This is a genomic window from Staphylococcus intermedius NCTC 11048, assembly GCF_002902385.1.
In the GTDB taxonomy this organism is placed as follows: domain Bacteria; phylum Bacillota; class Bacilli; order Staphylococcales; family Staphylococcaceae; genus Staphylococcus; species Staphylococcus intermedius.
Window position 1 is genome coordinate 23,538 of record NZ_PPQH01000024.1, and the last position, 20,578, is coordinate 44,115.

Consider the following 20,578-nt stretch of genomic DNA (forward strand, 5'->3'; position numbering starts at 1 on the left):
ATGAAACATTTTTATGCGATAGGTGAAGCACTCATCGATTTTATTCCTACACAAAGAGAGACATCACTGAAAGATGTGACGGGGTTTGAACCTCAAGTGGGTGGCGCACCATGTAACGTGGCCGCAGCTGTTCAAAAATTAGGTGGTAACAGTCATTTGATTACGCAAGTGGGTGAAGATGCATTTGGTGACAAGATCATCGAGACGTTACAAAGTGTTGAAGTCGATACTGCACATGTGTTAACGACAAAAAAGGCGAATACAGCACTTGCGTTTGTCAGTTTATCTAATGAAGGAGAACGCGACTTTTCATTTTATCGAAAACCGAGCGCAGACATGCTGTATCAACCTGAAAATATCGAGACGATTGATTTACAACAAGGAGATTTAGTCCATTTTTGCTCTGTTGCGTTAGTCGAAAGTCCTATGAAAGAAGCCCATGTTCAATTATTAGATAAAGCAGATCAAGTAGGGGCGACAATTGTGTTTGATCCGAATGTCCGTTTACCTTTATGGGAGGATCATGATGTATATTACGAGACATTACAAGCATTTTTGCCACGTGCGCATGTTGTAAAAGTGTCAGATGAAGAATTATCATTTGTAACGCGTCATGACGATGAAGAAGCGGCGTTAAAATCATTGTTTGTCGGTAACGTTCAAGCTGTGATATACACGAAAGGGGCTCATGGTGCGGCGATCATTTTCAAAGATGGTACAACGATTGACGTACCGACACCTCCCGCACAAGTTGTTGATACTACAGGAGCAGGAGATGCCTTTATTGGTGCCATTAACGCGAAGTTATGTCAATCCGAGCAACAACCTTTGGAGACACTTCGGCAACATGGACAAGACATATTGAAATTTGCACATCAAGTTTCAGGTCGTGTTGTATCCCAATACGGAGCTATTTCAAGCCTACCCACATTGGAAGAACTCTAATGAAAAAGCCAATTTCCCACACAGCTGGGAAATTGGCTTTTTAAATTGAGAGACAGCTATTATATTTTCTTCAAATTACGCACTGAGACATAACAAAATTCTTCATTTTTAAAATAAGCAATTCGTTCTTTTGTATCAACACGCGTTATATTCCTTCGATTCAATACAAAACTATTATGACATCTGAAGAATCGATCATCGAGTTGTGCTAATTCCTTCAAGTTGCCATAAAACTCGATTTGACGATTGTCGAGATGCGCGATTAAGCGGTGTGACTTAGGTGAAGACTCAAAAAACATCACATCATCATAATTGACATAAACAGAGCTTGTCCCGCGTTTGAGCTCTAAAGTTTCAACATTATGATCTTTAGTTAGTAGATCGAGTCGTTTTAATGCCGTTTCTAAACAGTCGATAATGCGTGTTCTCAATTCATCAGGATCATCTTTGAAAATAAAATCCATAGCAGCCACTTTGTAGACAAAAGTCAGGTACGTCAGTTCACTATGACTTGTCACAAAAATAATATTGCCAACAGGATCATGCTTTCGAATCTCGCTACCCAGTTTAATTCCATTAATATCAGACTCTAATTGAATATCTAAAAAGTAGCAACCAATATCTGTCATATTTTTAGAAGTTTCTAAAACCGCATACGGATCACTAGTGGCAAGCGCAATTTCCATAGGCTTTTCTTCAATCATAATATAATTCTCAATAATGGAAACCATGCGTTCACGTTGTTTCGGATCATCCTCACAAATCAAAATTTTCATGGTACACACATCCTTATTCGTAATCGTTCATAATCTCTAGTTTTTGAATAAAATAATGATTCTCAATCGTTGTATCAAGGAGTACATTGTCCGTTTGATCAATAATTTCTTTCAACGTTGTTAATCCTATACCCCGATTATTTCCTTTAGTTGAAAAGCCGTCTTGGAACAAGGTATGAAGTTTCGGCATATCTTTTGGCGCTTTGTTCATAATAATAATCATTACGGACGCATCCGTCTTAATGAATGCGATTTGAATCGTAGGATCATCGATGGTATTGGAAGCTTCTATCGCATTATCCATAATAATCCCTATCACACGGCTCAGTTGAATCGCATCCATATCGATTCGCGTAATTTCATCTGCCACTTCAACAGTTATTTCGATATCATTTTCTTGTGCTTGTAAGATTTTAGTGGTTATTAAACCTTTAATTTCTCGTACTTTTAGATTCTCTATCCCGTTAAGTCGCATCGTATTGGATTCAAATTCACGTTTTAAAGGACTAATATGTTCTTGATAATACTTTTTTAAACCTTCTAAATCGTCGTCACGTAAATATTCAGACATCGTTAATAATATATTCGTATAGTCGTGTCGGAATTTGCGCATTTTGTTGTTAATTTTTTCAATTTGTACGGTATATTTGTAATAATCATCTAATTCCTGTTTTTTTCGTTTATAATTGATTTCACGTTCAATCGTTAAAGTCGTTGCGATGATTAAAATCGAGAAGACTGAAAAAGAAATAAAACAAATGATACCAAAATATTGAAACTCATAGATATCACCAACTGTTCTTGGTAAAAAAGAGAAGAAAATGACGAACCCGCACGCTAAAAATACAGCTAGGGCAATCAAATAAAGCTTATTAATATACAACCAAGATGTTTTGAGTTTGTTAAATAATGTAATGATAATATAAGAGAAAAGGTAACAACCTAGCGCAAAAATGACCATATAAATGAATGATGTCACATAAAAATTGATGTGATATGTATTTAGATAAGCAAAAACCCATGTCGCGATGAAATCATTAATGAGTAAAACAAGAATAGACAGCAGAACTGTAATAATTCCAAAAATTTTAGCTCGTCTGAAATAGAAGATAAAAAAGCAAAGAATTAAATAAAGCAAACTATATTTATCGAAAATTAAATATAAAACAATAGAAGGGATTACTATCCCGAAGATGAGAAGAATGTAATCCCTTTGACTGTATTTATATTTTTGGATAATACTCGTTACTGATGCGAAAATAAACGATTGAAATAACACTATAAATACGGCTATAAGTATTTCCAATTTTATACACACTTTCTAACTTTTATTTTTCCTCTTCTAACAACTCAGCAGGGATTTCTGGTTCATCGAAAAATCCAGTACTCGTTGGGATTCTAGCAAAAGTACCGATTGATTGGAATAAATTTGTAATAAGGTTGAATAAAACTTCTAAAATTCTCATGTTAAACTTCCTCCTTAATAGAAAATATAGGTAATAATGTGAAAGACTGTAATAATACACCATAAACGACAAAGCGATTGTATGGTGGTGGTACGATGCATGCAATAGTCATGAGCAAAACGAATACAATGATTGATTTGATTTTAAGACCTTTCACTTTTTTTGGAGCGATTGGTCTTTTTTTCGTAGCTGCTGGTGCATATTTGATGACAATCAAAGCACTCAATAAACTCAAGATTAACAAAAATTGAAACGAAATGTCATATTGCACAATTAACCACGGTAACATGACGAATGCAACAATGTTTTGTACGTGACAAAGCATGGATGTCTTCGCATGTGCACCATGTGAATAAGTTCTTAAGGTAAGAAAAGTTAGGTGAACGATAAGTGTGTATAAAAATATGTTCAATAGGAGTGCAAGCCCGTAAGTCACTATAGCCTTAAAGGTGTTAATCACGACAACTTGCATGCCCAAACGCACTTTTAAAAACTCAATATGACTCAAATTCTGTCTTTGTTGGAGCTTTAGCGCCATTTTTTCAATGCCATTGTCAATGAGTAACATACGGCTCTCCTCCTTGTTTAAATTATAATATACAACTATTAAAACGCTTTATTTTTTGCCTAACTGTTCAATTATCATTCCTAACTGTTAGAAATGATTGTTTTTTTATATTTTACCATAAATGTTTGAACAGTTAAGCATAAAAATCATCGAGTTACGCACTCATTCACACAAACGAGAAAAAACATGTTGTAATATAAACATCATCACATTGGTGATGGAGATGAAGTGATTTTGTGATAAGTGTTGTCGAGTACACTTAGACAAATTTACTGATTAAGTAAAGTCAGATGTTCTTAGTCATTGTATTCTTCGCTCAGCTTACATGACTAAGGGAGCAACAATCTATTAGAGTCTTTGGTTTTATTTATAAATTAAGGAGGTGCTCACTATGGCAGGAGATATCATTAGCACAATTGTTGATTTCATTAAACTCATCGCTGAAACAGTTAAAAAATTCACGAAATAATTTTTTAACCAAGCAATTTTGTTAGAATCTTTTTCCTTACTTAGACTATAGTAAAATCAGGTTTCGATATTGAAGCCGTTGTAGCAATATTTAATAATCGGTAAATTCACTAAATTTTTTCATAATTAATAACATCCCCAATTAAATAGAATAACTGTAAATAAAACATTCCCTTAATATGAAGAACAGGCGAGTCACTCCCAAGCTCGCCTGTTTATTTTTATGCCCTTTAAAAAATAAGGGGATGGGAGATGAAAATTTTTGTATATTAGTCTCCTCATATTTTAATCTTCTTTTTGTGCATAGCGGTAAACAGCGGGTCTCATATTTTCAAACACTGGAATTGCACGACGTTGTTCGTCTACTTTTTGAAGGTCCAGTGTGACGGTCATCACGGCTTCATTTTCATCTGCTTCAGCTATTATTTGACCATTCGGATCCACAACCATTGAATGACCTGCATACGTTGTTTGACCATCATTGCCACTACCATTAACCGCAACCACATACATATCATTTTCAACTGCACGTGCTTGTAAGAGCTGACGCCAATGCGTGAGTCGGACTTCGGGCCACTGTGCGACATAAAACATCACTTTTGCGCCTTGAGCTGCCGGATAGCGACTTAATTCTGGAAAGCGTAAATCATAGCAAATGATTTGAGACACGCTTGTTCCATCAGAAAGCATATAAGGGTAGGGTACAGTCTCGCCACCTGTCAAAAAGTCTGGTTCGTCTAACATAGGAACGAGATGAATTTTATCATATTTATAAATTTTTTCGCCTCGACGATTTACGGCAAAGGCTGTATTGTAAATGGTGCCTTCTTTACGATTAGAAACAGATCCTGCAATGATGTCTACTTGATAATCTTGAGCTAATTTTTGTATAAAAGCATAACTTTGTGTTAAGTTTTCATCTGCTAACTGTTCTAATTGTGCTAACGCATAGCCATTATTCCACATTTCAGGCAAGACAACGACATCAGTTTGATCATCTAAATGTTCTTCAAATAATGTAGTGATTTTCTGTTCGTTTTGACTTGAATCAGCACGTGTGATATTAAATTGAAATAATTGTAGTTGCATCGTAATCCCCCTCACTTCTAGATTAATACTAGTGTACTAAATGATGACTGGTTTAACAAAAATCTTAACAGAATACAATAATATTAAAATGAAGGTGGTAATTAGCGTGACTTTTGTTTATACTGGCTTTGATGAAAAACTTAGGTATCAGAGGTGAATCTGATGGTAGAACATCAAAAAGAACATAGAGTTAAACGACTATTTAAAATAGGATTGGGTTCAACCAGCATTTTATACGTTGTGTCACCTCTTTTATTATCGCATGAAGTCGTTCAAGCAGCAGAAGTCAATGAGGTGCCGACGACTTTGAATACAATGACGGTCACATCTTATTATGAACAAATAGATGAGCGACGAAGCGTGATTACTTCAGACAGACATGTTGCTGAAACGCCAACATTCACTCCAACAAAAATAACAGCGGATGAAATTGAGGACAAGCCAACAGAAAATGTGAAACCGGATGATGATGAACTCACAACGGATGAAAGTGAATCAACACTACCGAGTACTGAACACCATCCATCTAATGAGCAACCGGGTACTGAAGAAGTGCCATCTCACAAAGAAAATGAGCATAACAACGACTCAAGTCAAGCAAATCAACCGTCTCAACCCGATCAATCTGAAACACAGAAAGATGAAGATCAAGTAGTAAAACCAGAGAAAGATGAGCACAAGAAGCCGAACCAATCGCAGGAAGATCAACCTTCGAAAAACCCAAATACAAAACCGAATAAACCAGACAAACCAGATAGACCAGACAAACCAGCATTACCACCTAAAGAACCGAATCGTCCGAATCAAAAAGATGATCATTCAAACAATACACCACCACCTGCAACAGATAACGGTGGGCATGGTAATGGCGGTGAAATGACCGAGTCCAACGGTGGAGGAGGTCACGAGGGATCTCCACAAAAGAATGAGCATTTGTCGAATGGAAATGACGGTCAAGTACAACAAAATGGAACGGTTGAAAGTTCAAACCAGCCGAATCATTATGGTTCATCAGCATATGATGCATACGCAGGTTTATTGAATAATAATTATAAATATAATCCATTGTTTAAGGAAGAAGTTGCGCGTTTAAGCGAATTTGGAAATCAAGTACCACAGGATATTAAAAATTTAAGTCGGAAAGAACAATTTAAGCAAAATGAATTTTTAGATGACTTACAACGGAGTACAGATTATTTTAGATATCAATATTTTAATCCGCTTTCAACAGAGCAATACTATCACCGTTTAGATAAACAAGTGTTAGCACTCGTCACAGGGGAATTTGGTTCAATGCCAGATTTTAAGAAAAATGGTGATAAGTCTCGAGTAAATAAGCATCAGCAAGATAAAGTAAAGAAAATTGAGCAGCATGGAGAAAATTTTAATACGCATCATATGAAAGACATGAAAGAAGACACAGGAAAATCTTTAAGTTACAAGCCTATGATTTATATTGGTGTTGTTATGGTCGGTTTTGTCGGCCTCATAAGTATGATTTTATGGAAACGACTGCATCATTATTGGAAATAAAAAATAAAGGGTTAAGTCACTTTAAATGAAGTCGACTTAACCCTTTTGTGCATTGTAATATCATTGAAAATCTTAAAAGTAATTTTGTGAAGTAAACCGTGTATGCCTTATGAAAGGAATAATGACATCCAATGCGTCATGAATAAATCAATGAATTGTGCTTGTTTAACGGCATCTTCAATCATTTTTTCAGGCATCATTAATTGTATCAGTGCGACTAATCCATTTTGAGCCATATGAATACCAATGGAAACACTCAACCGTTTCGTATAAATATAAAATGCTGAAAAGATGATTCCCATGACAAAATAAGCTAAGAAATGTGAAAAATCCATATGTACGACAGCAAACACTGCAGAACTGATCGTCGCTGCGATTGCGAATTTCACCCATTTGCTTGCTTTAATCGCATGATAGAGTTCGCCAAACAATACTTTTCTAAAGACAAACTCTTCTAATAATGGACCGACAATTGCTATTAATACTATAAATATTGGCATTTGACGTGCGATTTTCATAATTCTTAATGTGTTTTCGCTCGCTGGATTCGCTCCTAAAAGTTGGACAGAAATGAGATTAACAATCATTTGCGCGATAAACACTATGACAACACCCACTAAAATATAGGGGAGCACATAACGCTTTTTCTCTTTCGGACCGAGTTCAAAGTTCAATTTATTTTTTACGAAAAACTGTAGTAAGATGATCAATATGGCGACAATGATAAAGGCATACAATTGTACTGTTATCGACTGCCGTAACAATTCTGCTTGGTTGTCTGTCTGTATCCAACCTAGCGCACGTGCGATATAAGGTGAAACTTGTGCAAAGATGTATAGTACTACAGTGAGTAGTGAAACCCAAAATCTCTTCATAATTAGCCTCCGTTCAATCTTCTTTATTCTAACGGAAAATAAAGACGCGGACAATGGCTTTGAACGTAATCGCTTGAAATTTTGACCAATTTTGATTATTATAGAACTAAATTAGCACTCAATATATGAAAGTGCTAAATTGAAGTTGAACATAAGGAGGCATTCACACATGCTTAGACCATTAGGAAACCGTGTCGTTATCGAAAAGAAAGAAAATGAACAAACAACTAAAAGCGGTATTGTTTTAACTGATTCAGCTAAGGAAAAATCAAATGAAGGTGTTATCGTTGCGGTAGGTCCGGGACGTACTTTAGACAATGGTGAACGTCTGAAACCAGAATTAAACGTAGGCGATCGTGTTGTGTTTCAACAATATGCAGGCACTGAAGTAAAACGAAACGATACGGAATACTTAGTGTTAACTGAAGATGAAGTTTTAGCAGTTATTGAAGACTAATCATACATTAAATATAGAAGAAATGAATCCAACAATGGAGGTTTTAGAATGGCAAAGGAATTAAAATTTTCTGAAGACGCACGTCAAGCAATGTTACGTGGTGTCGATAAATTAGCAAATGCTGTTAAAGTGACAATTGGTCCAAAAGGGCGCAATGTTGTACTTGATAAAGAATTTACAGCACCACTCATTACAAATGACGGTGTAACAATCGCAAAAGAAATTGAATTAGAAGACCCTTACGAAAATATGGGCGCGAAACTTGTTCAAGAAGTGGCAAATAAAACAAATGAGATTGCAGGGGACGGTACGACGACAGCGACTGTACTTGCACAAGCAATGATTCAAGAAGGGCTTAAAAACGTGACAAGTGGTGCCAACCCAGTCGGTATTCGCCAAGGTATCGATAAAGCTGTGGCAGTCGCGATTGAATCATTACACAATATTTCTCAAAAAGTTGAAAACAAAGAAGAAATTGCACAAGTCGGCGCGATTTCTGCTGCTGATGAAGAAGTAGGTCGTTACATTTCTGAAGCGATGGAAAAAGTCGGTAATGACGGTGTTATTTCAATTGAAGAATCAAATGGCTTTAATACAGAATTAGAAGTCGTTGAAGGGATGCAATTTGACCGTGGTTACCAATCACCATACATGGTAACTGATTCTGACAAAATGATTGCAGAATTAGAAAGACCATACATTTTAATTACTGACAAGAAAATCTCTTCATTCCAAGATATCTTGCCTTTATTAGAGCAAATTGTACAATCTAACCGCCCAATTTTAATTGTAGCTGACGAAGTAGAAGGCGATGCATTAACAAACCTCGTCTTAAATCGTATGCGTGGTACATTCACAGCAGTTGCAGTTAAAGCACCTGGTTTCGGTGATCGTCGTAAAGCAATGTTAGAAGACTTAGCGATTGTAACAGGCGCACAAGTGATTACAGATGATTTAGGTCTTGAATTAAAAGAAGCGACTTTAGATATGTTAGGTACTGCAAACAAAGTTGAAGTGACTAAAGACAATACGACAGTCGTGGATGGTGACGGTGATCCTGCGAACATCGATGCACGTGTAGGCCAATTAAAAGCACAAATTGAAGAAACAGATTCTGACTTTGACCGTGAAAAACTTCAAGAACGTTTAGCAAAATTAGCTGGCGGTGTTGCAGTGATTAAAGTGGGTGCAGCTTCTGAAACTGAATTAAAAGAGCGTAAATTACGTATTGAAGATGCATTGAACTCAACACGTGCAGCAGTTGAAGAAGGCATTGTTGCTGGTGGTGGTACGGCATTAATGAACATTTTCAAAGACGTACAAGCGATTGAAGCGGAAGGCGATGAAGCAACAGGTGTGAACATTGTATTGAAAGCATTGCAAGCACCAGTGCGTCAAATTGCTGAAAATGCAGGTCTTGAAGGTTCAGTCATTGTTGAAAGAATGAAAAATGCTGAACCAGGTATTGGTTACAACGCAGCAACTGATGAATGGGTGAACATGTTAGAAGCCGGTATCGTGGATCCAACGAAAGTGACACGTTCTGCTTTACAACACGCAGCAAGTGTTGCGGCAATGTTCTTAACAACTGAAGCGGTAGTTGCAAACATTCCAGAAGATAAAGGCAATGATATGCCACAAATGGGCGGCATGCCAGGTATGATGTAATAGGACTATCAAATGTCTTTACATCAATGTTTTAATGATTGATCAAACATTATGATTTGAATAAATATTTTGTGACGCTTTCCAATAGATACCTCAATTTTTGGGAAGCGTCTTTTTTATATGATATTCAATTGATTACCAACTGAATTACAAAATTTGCTAGAAAGAACTGGATAATGTTTTGATATCGTTTACTTCAAATGATATTTCTGGCAAAAAGCTAATTTTTTATTTATCAAACCTTGTAAAACAAATTAATACAGTTGAATACCATAAAATACCAGCAATTATTTATCATTTTCACTTTAATTATATAGAGCAAATGTATCGATAAATACTTGTAATGAGTACTAAGAGAAGATGATGGATTTTGGCAAAGGACAGTGAATAAATATAAATGGGGATGAGGTTAATATGGAGATAAAACTTGTTGATACATTTGATAATAGCTACTTAGACACTATTTATAAAACTTATCAATCAGTAGGCTGGTTGAATCATAACAAAGATAATATTGAAAGCATTCTAAAAAATAGTACGCACAATGTATTCGCTATTCATAATAGTAAAGTGATTGGTATAGGTAGAGCGCTATCTGATGGTGTTTTTAATGCAGCGATTTACGATGTGATTGTTAGGCCTGAATATCAAAATTTAAAAATAGGCAGTAGAATTGTCAATGACTTATTAGAGCAAATTGGAGATGTGTCCTGTATTCATTTAATATCAACGACAGGAAAAATAGAATTTTATAATAAACAAGGTTTTAAAAAGTTGAAAACAGCGATGGCTATATATCAAAGCGAAAAATTAAAGATGGCATATACTGAATGATCGTATGCCAATACGTGAATGCATCCATTCATTACAGTTCGATTTAAAGTGGTGATGAATGTATGGTATGTCGAAAAAATAGGATACATTCATAACAAATCAAAAAGCAGCGTCCAAAGTGTAGGGTCTATCTTTGAATGCTGCTTTTTATATATTATGGAAATGTCTATGATTTCCGCTGAGGTGTTTCATACCATGTTTTTAAAAATGTATACAAGACTTCGGTAAAATGATCTAAATCTTGAATGCTCATTTTTTCGTTGGTTCCATGGGCTTCATCAAGTTTACCGGGACCGTATAAAATAGTTGGAATGCCAAAGTCTGCGGTCCAACCGCCATCTGTTACCGTTGTGCTCATCGTCGTTTGAAGCGGTGTCTCATGCACGTGTTCGTGTGCTTCAGCTAACATGTGAAATCCAGGATGAGATGTCGGTAAAGTGAAACTTGGGAAAATTTCACCTTTATCTTCAATCATAGAAGTGCCGCCCCATTCAAATTGAAGTGGATTTTGACTGAGCCATAAATCACTATCGGCAACTTTATTTAAATATGTTTCAATTTCTTCAATAATGGTGTCATAATTTTCATCAGGCAAATAATGTACTGTTATCCATAATCGACATTGGTCTGCAATAAAAGCAGGATGACGACCCCCTTCAATCACGGCTGGATTAATGGTATTCGCGCCGGGTGGCATGCCGGGATAGGATTTCGTAACGGCCCAATGACGTTCGAGTTCTTGTAACGCTTGGATGATCTTCACCATTTTTTCAATAGCACTCGCACCATGACGACCGCCACCTGCATGAATGATATGGCTTCTTGCACCATCATGAATGGTTTCCTCACTTTGAATCGTAATCCAACCTGTAATGACGCCACCTTGTCCCATCGCAATATTGTCACTCGTATCTAATACTAGAGCTAGATCGGCTTGAGGTGAATGTTCACAAGCAATTTTCGTACCTGCTTCTCCTACTTCCTCACCAACAACAGAATGGACAATAATATCGCCTTCAGGTTGTCTACCTTCTTGATGCAAACGCTCTAAATTGTAAAAGAGGGCGGACATACCACCTTTCATATCTGCGACGCCTCTGCCATAAAGAAATCCATCTGTTTCAGTCAGTTGAAAGGGGTTAAAGCGCCAAAATTGTTCGTCTTCCACTTCAGCGACATCGACATGGCCGTTTAAAATAAGACGAGGTGCATCAGGTTGACGTCCTTTCAATGTTCCAACCACGATACAGTCATTATCGTAAAAAGGAATGGTTTGGACTTCAAAACCTATGTCTTCAAGCCAAGTAGCAATTTGTCGTTGTAAAGTAACGGTATTGCGGGCAGGGGGACTGACTGTTGGATGTGCAACTAATGTTTCAAGAATATCATAATGGCGTTGTTCCATGAATGTCACCTTCCAATGCTAATAAATGTTTTTTACGATGGAGTCCACTATTAAAACCACCTAATTGGCCATCTTTTCTTAATACACGATGACAAGGAACAATAATAGAAAGTGGATTTTGACCAATAGCAGAAGCGACAGCACGTACACTTTTTGGACGTCCAATCATTTGTGCGATATCACTATAATTGACAACCGCCCCAAAAGGAAGTTGTTGTAGCGCTTGCCACACTTCTTGTTGAAAAGGTGTACCAATGACATGCGCAACAGGTGTTTTAAACGTTTGACAATGACCATGAAAATAACCTTGTAATTCAAATGCGATTTGATTCACGATTGGATGATGTGAAATTTGAATGAGCGGTGCTTGTTTTTGAAAATGATTCAATGCAGTGTGATAATCTTTAGAATCTGTAAACGATAAGCCTAACAACGCATCATCATTGACAATAGCGGTCATTAAACCGAGGGGTGTATCAATATGTTGAAAATAAAATGGCATAAAAATCAACCTCCTTTGAATTTATTGAAATGGCACGAAACCATCACGACTGATCTCAATATTCTCATGTGGAAAAACGTCTTGCATTAATTTTAACACATGCAGATACGCGTCTGGATGATACCAAGACTGTAAATCAAGTGTTTCATATAAAGATTGAATACCAAGAGATTGCGTGCGACGGCCGTTTGAGCCATCCCCCATAAAGTAATCGTCAATCGTAATAAGATCGACATGTTTGGCTAATTTTTGGGCAAACTGATTGGTACAAGGAAGGACAGGCGCGATGGCTATTTGAGTTGGAATGTGAGCTGCACAAAGTTTGTCTACTGCTTTAAGACGAGCTTCAATACTTGGTGCCTTTGGTGTGAAATGCCGAATGATATCTTCACGGTCTGTTTCAACGGTCATACTTACGATGAAATTTCCAGGATAAGATTGAAGCATGTCGATGTCTCGTTGTATGAGTGGGCTCCGTGTTTGAATGAATAAAAAATCGGGTGGGCAATCATGCATTTCAGATAACAAATAGCGTGTGATTTCATATTTTTTCTCGAGCGGTTGATACGGGTCGGTGGAAGAGGACATGAATACCGTGAATGGTCCTTTAGATTTGTTTTTTTGAAGTTCTTTTCTAAATTTCAACTGCGCATCTGTTTTGGCAGTAACCCAGTCACCCCAAGTTTTGCCTGAAAATAGTGAAATAGGAGAGCGACGGACATAACAATAAGTGCATCCATATTGACAGCCCATATAAGGATTAAGCGTATGTGTATAATCTTTTAAATAGCCACTCGCTTTCGTTAAAAATTGTTGTGGTTGGCGTGCATGAATTTCCATTTTATCCCCCTAAATAAAAACAGACAGGTGACTAACGACGACCTGTCTGTGCTGGATTTATGATTGTAAAGTTTGAATCGCTGTTGCTATTGATTTAAATACGTGCGGTAAATCTTCTTTTTCGATACAACTAAAGGCAATACGAATGTCAGTATCATTCAGAGCGACAATACCAATCGAATGTTTTTCAATCAGATGTACACGCAATTCTTCAGCGTTGACACCTTTCACTTTCAATGCCATAAAGTAGCCAGAGTTAAAGTCATAAGGCTGCCATAATGATTGGTAATCTTCGTTATATACGAGTTCTTTTGTCACTTCATAACGCGATTGTAAAATTTGAATGTTGTGTTGCACTTCATCATTGAAAGAGGCACCTTGTTTCAGCGCATGTTGAACTGCTGCTTGAGAAGGTGTGGCACCACTTGAGTTATTACTACGGATGAGCCCTTTCATTTTAGCTTCTAACACATTTTTTGTCGTGTCATTTGAAGTACCAAAAGTTAAGAAACCGACACGGAATCCCCATGCGAAAAATTCTTTTGTTGCACCATCTAAACGAATAGGTAACACACGTTCATTGTTCAATTGTGTCAGTGCAGTGAAAATGGATTGTGTGTAGACATCTTCGTAAAACAATCCGTAATACGCATCGTCGACAACTGCAACGACATTGACACCGCGTTTTGCGAGTCGATCAATGGCTTGCACAATCGTCTCAACTTCTTCTGTTGTTGGTGTATAGCCAGTCGGATTGTTCGGATAATTTAATAACATGATCACTTTATCTGCTTCAAAGTCATCTAACGCTTTTACGAGATGTTCAGTTGTGAAATGACCTTGTGCATCAAAAATAGGGTAAGTTTGCATTGTCGCTTGATGACGAATACCATACACAAGATTATAGTTGCCCCAATTGTGTTGAGGTAATAGTACAGTGTCGCCAGGATTCACGAATAAATCTCCAATTAATGATAAACCGTGCGTTAAAGCGTTCGTCACGATAGGTAAACTCATCGCTTCTTTCGTTAAGTCAGGGTTTTCTTTTAACATTTTCTGTTGCCAAAGTTCACGTAATTCAGCTAAACCTTGTGGTGGGGCATAAGCAAAAACTTCATCTGTCGTTAAATGGTCAAACATGCCATATAACGTTTCAGTGTACATTTTACCTTCAGCAGTTGTAGCCATACCGATTGTCGCATTATATTTCGTCGTTTTGGCTTCAGCTGATTGCGTCAAAATGCCTTTGGGATAATACATATTTGTACCAAGGTCGGAAAGCATATCTAGGACGACTGGGTTTTCTTCACTTAACTGTTCGTTTAATTGTAGCGCTAAAGGGTTCATAAGATTCGACCTCTTTCTATTTTTTCATCATATACGTCTATCATACAGTGAATAGCTATAAATTTAAAGAATAGACTGATAAAAAATTCAAGTTATAAGCGCAAAATGAGAACACACGTTCGGTATTTTGTGTTAAAATATATGTAGCCACCACACCCTACATTTTTGGCGTTTGATAGAATATGGTTTCTAAAAGTAGGAGGTGTTTAATCATGTCGTGGACAGAATTTTGGATGTTATTAATTAATGGTGGCATTTTAATTATTTTTAGATGTTGGGTTGAATCGAAGTGGAGAAGTCGAGATAGAGAAAAAAAGAAAAAAGATGATTCCATGCATTCGTAATGCAAGACTCAACAAATAAAAGCCCCAAACTTGCGGCAACAAGTTTGGGGTGATTTAATCATGTGTGGATACACTATTATATTATCATCTTCATAATTTGGAGGCAAACGATTTATTTACGAAAAATATGTATTCTGTCAATGGTCATCTTTCCTACGCAACTGAAGTTTTTAAATATTATAAGTTTATGAAGTATTGTTGACAAATGAGACGGCTTTTTCTAATGTTTGAATCAACAATTAAAATAAGGAGAATCAAATGAAACATTTAACGAAAATTTTTGTGGTGATTGCGTTAATCATTTTTGTTATTGGTATCGTTTTACAGTTTTTAGGTGAAGAGACTTCAGCCATTAAATTATTTGTCGCGACCATTTTATTTATGATTTGTGCATTTATTAGCCGGCATAATGATCGAAAAAAGCAACGTTAAACATTTTAAATCATTGAATTTGATGAAATAAATTGTAAAAAAGTTTAAAATTTTAAATATAACAAGTTGATAGTTGTATTCTATCGGTTCATTTTGTTATCTTTACGAGTGTTGAAGATTTTCTATGATATAGTAGAAGTTTTTGGGAGAGAAGTTGAAGTGATAAACATAAGAGACTGACACTATGCACATACGAAAGTCCTCATTTAAATCATGAATTCAATATGACAAATGATATAAGGGCAATTTTTACAGTGAGGTTGAGTCGCAAAAATACATATCGCCATTGTCGTGACTGACCGATAATATTGAACAGGATGCGCTATTTTAAATGCGGTGAATTTCTCTTTGATAAGTGCGCCATACTTTATGACAGGTTAAGGTTGTAGTTATTTTAATCTCGAATGTATCATCTAAAAAATAAACAGGAGGATTCGTGGATGGAATTGAAACAAATCACCAAACAATATGGCAACAATACGGTCATTAATGGCATTGATTTTTCATTTAATGATAGTAAAATTGTTGGGTTAATTGGTAAAAATGGTGTGGGGAAAACCACTTTAATGAAAATTATGAATGACAACATTATCAATTACCAAGGAGATGTTCAAGTTGCGAATGATGATCATATTGGCTATTTAATTGAACATCCAAAACTTTACGATAATAAATCTGGTCTATACAATTTAAAACTTTTTGCACAAGTATTAGGTAAAGGTTTTGATGAAGCATATACGAACAATATTATTAAAGCGTTTGGTATGGAATCCTATATTAAGAAAAAAGTGAAAAAATATTCGATGGGGATGAAACAAAAACTCGCCATCGCAGTTTCACTGATGAATAAACCAAAATATTTAATCTTAGATGAGCCGACAAATGGGATGGATCCAGACGGTTCAATCGATGTCTTAAAAACGATTGAGCAACTTGTCCAACAATTAGATATGAAAATTCTCATTTCTAGTCATAAATTAGAAGATATTGAGCTCATTTGTGATCGTGCCGTATTTTTAAGAGATGGACACTTTGTACAAGATGTGAACATGGCTGAAGGACAATCCACAGACCAAACCATTATTCAAGTTGATCCCGATGATTTTGAACAAGCATTGTATTTCTTAACCGATCATTTTAAAGTTGTGCAATCACAGAAAGAATCAGGAGAAATTATCTTAAATGGGCAACGCGACTATCGAAAATTCCTTCAAGGTTTAGCCCAAAAAGAAATTTATCCGCAATATATTGAAACACGTAAAGTTTCATTACGAGACACTTACTTCAATATTAATCAACGAGGTGATCAATCATGAATATCATGCAACTGTTCAAATTCGATATCGTGAGCATTTTAAAAAGCCCACTTACATATTTAGCGATTCTTCTCGGTATTGCGCCATTGGTTATCACAGTGATTATTCAAGTGACTAACGATCATCCAGTCGATGCGAATACGATGTTCAGTGTAGGGAAATGGTTCTTTTCGCTAATTGGTTTACTCTTTGTGATTAAAACCATTACGCGTGATACGGCTCAGGGGACGATTCAACTCTTTTTGAATCAAAGACAGAGTCGTATCGGTTACTTCATCGCTAAAACGTTATCGATCATTTTTATTAGTATTTTCACGACTGCAGTTGTCGTGATTGTCACATATTTGATTCAATGGATGACGGATGGCACAAATTTAGATAATGATCAATCTTGGAAATTGCTCGTGTTTTATTTAATTTTATTCTTTGTTTATGGATTGTTATTGTTTTTAATTAACTTAATCGTTCAAAAGCCAGCATTAGTGTATACGCTTGGTATTTTACTGTTACTATTATTACCTGTTGTTAAACCGTTTATTCCACTCATTCCTGAGATTGGGGACAGCATTCAAGATTCATTAGAGTATATTCCGTTTAGTTATTTAAGTGATAAGACGTTGGGTAATGGTGTGACTTTTACCAATTGGCAGTGGTTTATTAATGTCGCATCAATTATCGTATTGTGGTTGGCGAACTTAGGTTTAATTGCGAAAAAAGATATTTAAAAATAATTCACTTTTATATTTGAAACATTTGATTGCTTAACCGCGCTACGCTTTCCGAGGCGCTGAAACTTCAACGCATTTTTGCTTATTGAAAAAACAGTAAAGCAAAAAATGGATTTTCAGTTTCAGCTAATGTCTCAGGCGTCTTGCGCGGTTTTTTTGCAATCAAAAGTGACATGAATTAAGAAAGTGGCGTGATTTTTGTATTGTATGGGTAGTGATTGATGCTGGGGGATTCGCGTTCCTAGGTGCCTCACCTCAACTCACAAACGCTTTAACCATATTGCTATATTGATGGAAGCGTTAGTGGATTTTCGGGAGCAATACAGAAATCTCATGTGTAACAAAGATTTTGTCGTATTGCCCCCCGCATGGCTGACTAGACTTCTCAATAGCAAAAGCAGTGAGAAGTCAGACAGCTACTGCGTTAAACATTATCCTCTATTAAATTACCAAAGATTACACTCAATCAATGCCGTAACCCTCAGGCGTCTCGTTCCCCGGTTGGCAATCATAAAAAATCACGTTGCTTAATAAAAGTAGCGTGATTTTTATTTTGGATGTTTAGTGTTGATAGTAAATTGAGTAATGCTTTCCAAAATCGCACCTAGGAAATGCGTATCCATACGGCAATTATAAAAATAAGAAAATTCTAACATTTTGCGTAAGCGTTTACATTTTAAATTTTTTGAATTAGAATACTTGTATACAAGTTAGGGGTGATGAGATGGAAATTCCTAAACAGTGGCTGACGTATTTATCAAAAGGGGAGGCCATTGCTGCTGCTTTACGTTTAAGTATCATTAGTGGGGAACGTACAACGCATAAATTACTAACCGAAAATCAAGTGGCAAATGAATTTCAAGTGAGTCGTTCACCTGTGCGAGATGCGTTTAAAATACTCGCGCAAGAACGTTTAATTCGTTTGGAACGGATGGGTGCAGAAATTTTACCCTTTACAGATAAGCAACGGCAAGAATTGACTGACATTCGACTGATGATTGAGTCGTTTGCATTCACGAAGGTCATTCAACGGTCGGATTGGATGGCAATTGTGCAATCCATGCAGCAAGCATTAGCCATGATGAAAGTGAATATACAGTATAAAGATGCCGCGAGTTTTGCGGAAAATGATTTGAAGTTTCACGAGTTAATGGTTTTCGCCTGTGATCATCATTATTTAACACATTTATGGAAACAAATTATGCCAACAATGTTATGTCTTAACTATGTTGGAATGAAAAAGCGCATGGAAGAAGATTTTGATGATTTTGAACGTGTGATTCGAAACCATGAATTATTTGTTACGGCAATTGAACAAAAAGATAGAGCAATGATGTATCAAGCGTTTGAAGCGAATTTTAATGATTTAAATGATGATATTGGCGCATTTTGGGCTCAGTAATTTGAAAAGAAAGGTGTATCACTATGGAGAAATATATGATTGGTGTAGATATTGGAACGACTAGCACGAAAGCAGTGTTGTTTAATACTGATGGGGTCGTACAACATAAAGCACAGATAGAATACGCATTGCACACGCCACGTGTTGACGTTTCAGAGCAAGACCCACAAATTATCGTTCATGCAGTGACAGAAACCATTTCAGAAGTCGTGCGCGAAGGACATGTTCAACCAGACGCACTTCAGTTTATCTCATTCAGTGCACAAATGCATAGTTTATTACTGATTGATGAACAACAACGTCCTTTAACAAAAAGTATAACTTGGGCGGATAATCGTGCGCGTTTTGCAGCTGAAGATTTGTTGAACCATCATGATGGACATACCATTTATCAACGTACCGGTACACCGATTCATGCGATGTCACCGTTAAGTAAATTATGGTGGTTGAAACAAGATGAAACCGCACTATTTGAAACGGCCGCACGTTATGTCGATATTAAATCGTATGTCCTCTATCAATTGACGGGTGAATGGGTGATGGATGCTTCGATTGCTTCGGCGACAGGATTGTACAATTTAAAAGAGCAATCATGGGATGAAGAGGTACTGTCATTACTAGAAATTCCGGATTCAAAACTTCCCAAATTAGTATCGACAACACATGTACTTGAGTTCAAAGATGATAATATGGCCGAAAAACTCGGTTTACGTCGTGATTTACCTATCGTTGTTGGTGCGAGTGATGGTGTACTGTCAAACCTGGGTGTGAATAGTTTTGAACCAGGAGAAGTGGCTATTACGATTGGGACATCAGGCGCGATACGTACAGTTGTTGATCATCCTGTTATTGACGAAAAAGGTCGCATTTTCTGTTATGTGCTAGATGATGAACATTATGTCATTGGTGGACCTGTCAATAATGGGGGTGTCGTCTTGCGCTGGTTGCGTGATGAATTGTTAGCGAGTGAAATCGAGACGGCCAAACGATTAGGCATAGAAACGTATGATGTGATGTCGCGTATTGCACAAAATGTTCAACCGGGGGCACAAGGATTGTTGTTCCATCCTTATTTAACAGGTGAACGTGCGCCATTATGGACATCTGATGCGCGCGGCTCATTTATTGGATTGACATTATCACATCAAAAAGAACATATGATTCGTGCGGTCATGGAAGGCGTATTATTCAATTTATATACTGTCTTTTTAGCATTAATTGAAGTGATTGGTACGACACCTCAATCAATTAAAGCGACGGGTGGTTTTTCAAAAAGTCATTTATGGCGTCAAATGATGGCGGATATTTTTAACACGTATGTTGAAATACCAAAAAGTTATGAAAGCTCATGTCTCGGCGCCTGTGTTTTAGGGTTAAAAGCACTTGAACAAATTGATAACTATGACATTGTGAAAGCATGGGTAGGTGCCACACATCAACATCAACCAGAACCTTCACATGTCGATGTTTATCAAAAACTGGCTTCTATCTTTATCCAAATTAGTAGAGATTTAAGTCCGTCATATCAAACATTAGCACAATTTCAACGCGATTTAGAAATGAACAAAGAATAGAGGGGATAT

Annotated in this window: 22 protein-coding genes; 12 read left to right on the forward strand and 10 right to left on the reverse strand. The window is 36.6% G+C overall.

Annotation, left to right across the window (positions count from 1 at the left end):
- Complete coding sequence (locus tag CD138_RS05730) at positions 1-945, forward strand: carbohydrate kinase family protein (protein WP_019167555.1); 945 nt, start codon at positions 1-3, stop codon at positions 943-945.
- Between the two features lie 59 nt (positions 946-1,004).
- Here the strand turns inward: CD138_RS05730 and agrA are convergent, their stop codons facing one another.
- From agrA to CD138_RS05750, 4 genes are read right to left on the reverse strand one after another with little or no spacing between them, the layout of a single operon-like run.
- A complete protein-coding gene (gene agrA, locus CD138_RS05735; protein WP_019167556.1) occupies positions 1,005-1,721 on the reverse strand; it encodes a quorum-sensing response regulator AgrA in 717 nt (238 codons plus the stop codon).
- Positions 1,722-1,734: 13 nt separating this feature from the next.
- Positions 1,735-3,027, reverse strand: a complete 1,293-nt coding sequence (gene agrC / locus CD138_RS05740) for a quorum-sensing sensor histidine kinase AgrC (protein WP_026066781.1) — start codon at positions 3,025-3,027, stop codon at positions 1,735-1,737.
- 22 nt (positions 3,028-3,049) lie between these two features.
- Entirely contained in the window at positions 3,050-3,187 is a 138-nt protein-coding gene (gene agrD / locus CD138_RS05745; RefSeq protein WP_019167558.1) for a cyclic lactone autoinducer peptide AgrD, read from the reverse strand.
- 1 nt (position 3,188) lies between these two features.
- Positions 3,189-3,755 (reverse strand): accessory gene regulator AgrB, encoded by a 567-nt coding sequence (locus CD138_RS05750; protein WP_019167559.1) that lies wholly within the window; start codon positions 3,753-3,755, stop codon positions 3,189-3,191.
- Between the two features lie 391 nt (positions 3,756-4,146).
- Between CD138_RS05750 and CD138_RS14795 the strand changes: the two genes are divergently transcribed.
- The gene (locus CD138_RS14795) at positions 4,147-4,224 is read left to right on the forward strand and encodes a delta-lysin family phenol-soluble modulin (protein ID WP_103265969.1); all 78 of its coding nucleotides are present in this window, start codon (positions 4,147-4,149) and stop codon (positions 4,222-4,224) included.
- Between the two features lie 284 nt (positions 4,225-4,508).
- Here CD138_RS14795 and CD138_RS05760 read toward each other — a convergent pair whose 3' ends face one another.
- Positions 4,509-5,312, reverse strand: a complete 804-nt coding sequence (locus CD138_RS05760) for a carbon-nitrogen family hydrolase (RefSeq protein WP_019167560.1) — start codon at positions 5,310-5,312, stop codon at positions 4,509-4,511.
- Positions 5,313-5,474: 162 nt separating this feature from the next.
- Between CD138_RS05760 and CD138_RS05765 the strand changes: the two genes are divergently transcribed.
- Complete coding sequence (locus CD138_RS05765; RefSeq protein ID WP_019167561.1) at positions 5,475-6,845, forward strand: SdrH family protein; 1,371 nt, start codon at positions 5,475-5,477, stop codon at positions 6,843-6,845.
- 107 nt (positions 6,846-6,952) lie between these two features.
- Here the strand turns inward: CD138_RS05765 and mroQ are convergent, their stop codons facing one another.
- Positions 6,953-7,720: an intramembrane glutamic endopeptidase MroQ gene (gene mroQ / locus CD138_RS05770; protein ID WP_019167562.1), complete on the reverse strand. Its 768-nt coding sequence runs from the start codon at positions 7,718-7,720 to the stop codon at positions 6,953-6,955.
- 169 nt (positions 7,721-7,889) lie between these two features.
- Between mroQ and groES the strand changes: the two genes are divergently transcribed.
- The 3 genes from groES (at position 7,890) to CD138_RS05785 (ending at position 10,679) form a co-directional block, all read left to right on the forward strand.
- Positions 7,890-8,177: a co-chaperone GroES gene (gene groES, locus CD138_RS05775; RefSeq protein WP_019167563.1), complete on the forward strand. Its 288-nt coding sequence runs from the start codon at positions 7,890-7,892 to the stop codon at positions 8,175-8,177.
- 48 nt (positions 8,178-8,225) lie between these two features.
- Complete coding sequence (gene groL, locus CD138_RS05780; RefSeq protein WP_019167564.1) at positions 8,226-9,845, forward strand: chaperonin GroEL; 1,620 nt, start codon at positions 8,226-8,228, stop codon at positions 9,843-9,845.
- Between the two features lie 414 nt (positions 9,846-10,259).
- Positions 10,260-10,679: a GNAT family N-acetyltransferase gene (locus CD138_RS05785; RefSeq protein ID WP_019167565.1), complete on the forward strand. Its 420-nt coding sequence runs from the start codon at positions 10,260-10,262 to the stop codon at positions 10,677-10,679.
- Between the two features lie 166 nt (positions 10,680-10,845).
- Here CD138_RS05785 and CD138_RS05790 read toward each other — a convergent pair whose 3' ends face one another.
- The 4 genes from CD138_RS05790 to CD138_RS05805 are packed head-to-tail and all read right to left on the reverse strand — an operon-like array spanning position 10,846 to position 14,773.
- A complete protein-coding gene (locus CD138_RS05790; protein WP_019167566.1) occupies positions 10,846-12,084 on the reverse strand; it encodes an acetylornithine deacetylase in 1,239 nt (412 codons plus the stop codon).
- Positions 12,065-12,586, reverse strand: a complete 522-nt coding sequence (locus CD138_RS05795; protein WP_019167567.1) for a methylated-DNA--[protein]-cysteine S-methyltransferase — start codon at positions 12,584-12,586, stop codon at positions 12,065-12,067. Before CD138_RS05795 ends, CD138_RS05790 begins: the two co-directional genes overlap by 20 nt.
- Before the next feature lie 21 nt (positions 12,587-12,607).
- Positions 12,608-13,426 carry an SPL family radical SAM protein gene (locus tag CD138_RS05800; protein ID WP_019167568.1) on the reverse strand — a complete coding sequence of 273 codons (819 nt, stop codon included), beginning with the start codon at positions 13,424-13,426 and terminating at the stop codon, positions 12,608-12,610.
- A gap of 57 nt (positions 13,427-13,483) precedes the next feature.
- Entirely contained in the window at positions 13,484-14,773 is a 1,290-nt protein-coding gene (locus CD138_RS05805) for an aminotransferase class I/II-fold pyridoxal phosphate-dependent enzyme (RefSeq protein ID WP_019167569.1), read from the reverse strand.
- 212 nt (positions 14,774-14,985) lie between these two features.
- Between CD138_RS05805 and CD138_RS14630 the strand changes: the two genes are divergently transcribed.
- From CD138_RS14630 to gntK, 6 genes are all read left to right on the forward strand, one after another.
- Positions 14,986-15,117: a Trp-rich small protein gene (locus CD138_RS14630; RefSeq protein WP_019167570.1), complete on the forward strand. Its 132-nt coding sequence runs from the start codon at positions 14,986-14,988 to the stop codon at positions 15,115-15,117.
- A 258-nt stretch (positions 15,118-15,375) separates the two neighbouring features.
- Positions 15,376-15,549: an SE1626 family protein gene (locus CD138_RS14145; RefSeq protein WP_019167571.1), complete on the forward strand. Its 174-nt coding sequence runs from the start codon at positions 15,376-15,378 to the stop codon at positions 15,547-15,549.
- Between the two features lie 440 nt (positions 15,550-15,989).
- Positions 15,990-16,865: a phenol-soluble modulin export ABC transporter ATP-binding protein PmtC gene (gene pmtC / locus CD138_RS05810; RefSeq protein ID WP_019167572.1), complete on the forward strand. Its 876-nt coding sequence runs from the start codon at positions 15,990-15,992 to the stop codon at positions 16,863-16,865.
- A complete protein-coding gene (gene pmtD / locus CD138_RS05815; RefSeq protein WP_019167573.1) occupies positions 16,862-17,590 on the forward strand; it encodes a phenol-soluble modulin export ABC transporter permease subunit PmtD in 729 nt (242 codons plus the stop codon). Before pmtC ends, pmtD begins: the two co-directional genes overlap by 4 nt.
- A 727-nt stretch (positions 17,591-18,317) precedes the next feature.
- Positions 18,318-18,995, forward strand: coding sequence for a GntR family transcriptional regulator (locus tag CD138_RS05820; RefSeq protein WP_019167574.1), 678 nt, complete (start codon positions 18,318-18,320; stop codon positions 18,993-18,995).
- A 23-nt stretch (positions 18,996-19,018) separates the two neighbouring features.
- Positions 19,019-20,569 (forward strand): gluconokinase, encoded by a 1,551-nt coding sequence (gene gntK, locus CD138_RS05825; RefSeq protein ID WP_019167575.1) that lies wholly within the window; start codon positions 19,019-19,021, stop codon positions 20,567-20,569.
- Positions 20,570-20,578 lie beyond the last annotated feature (9 nt).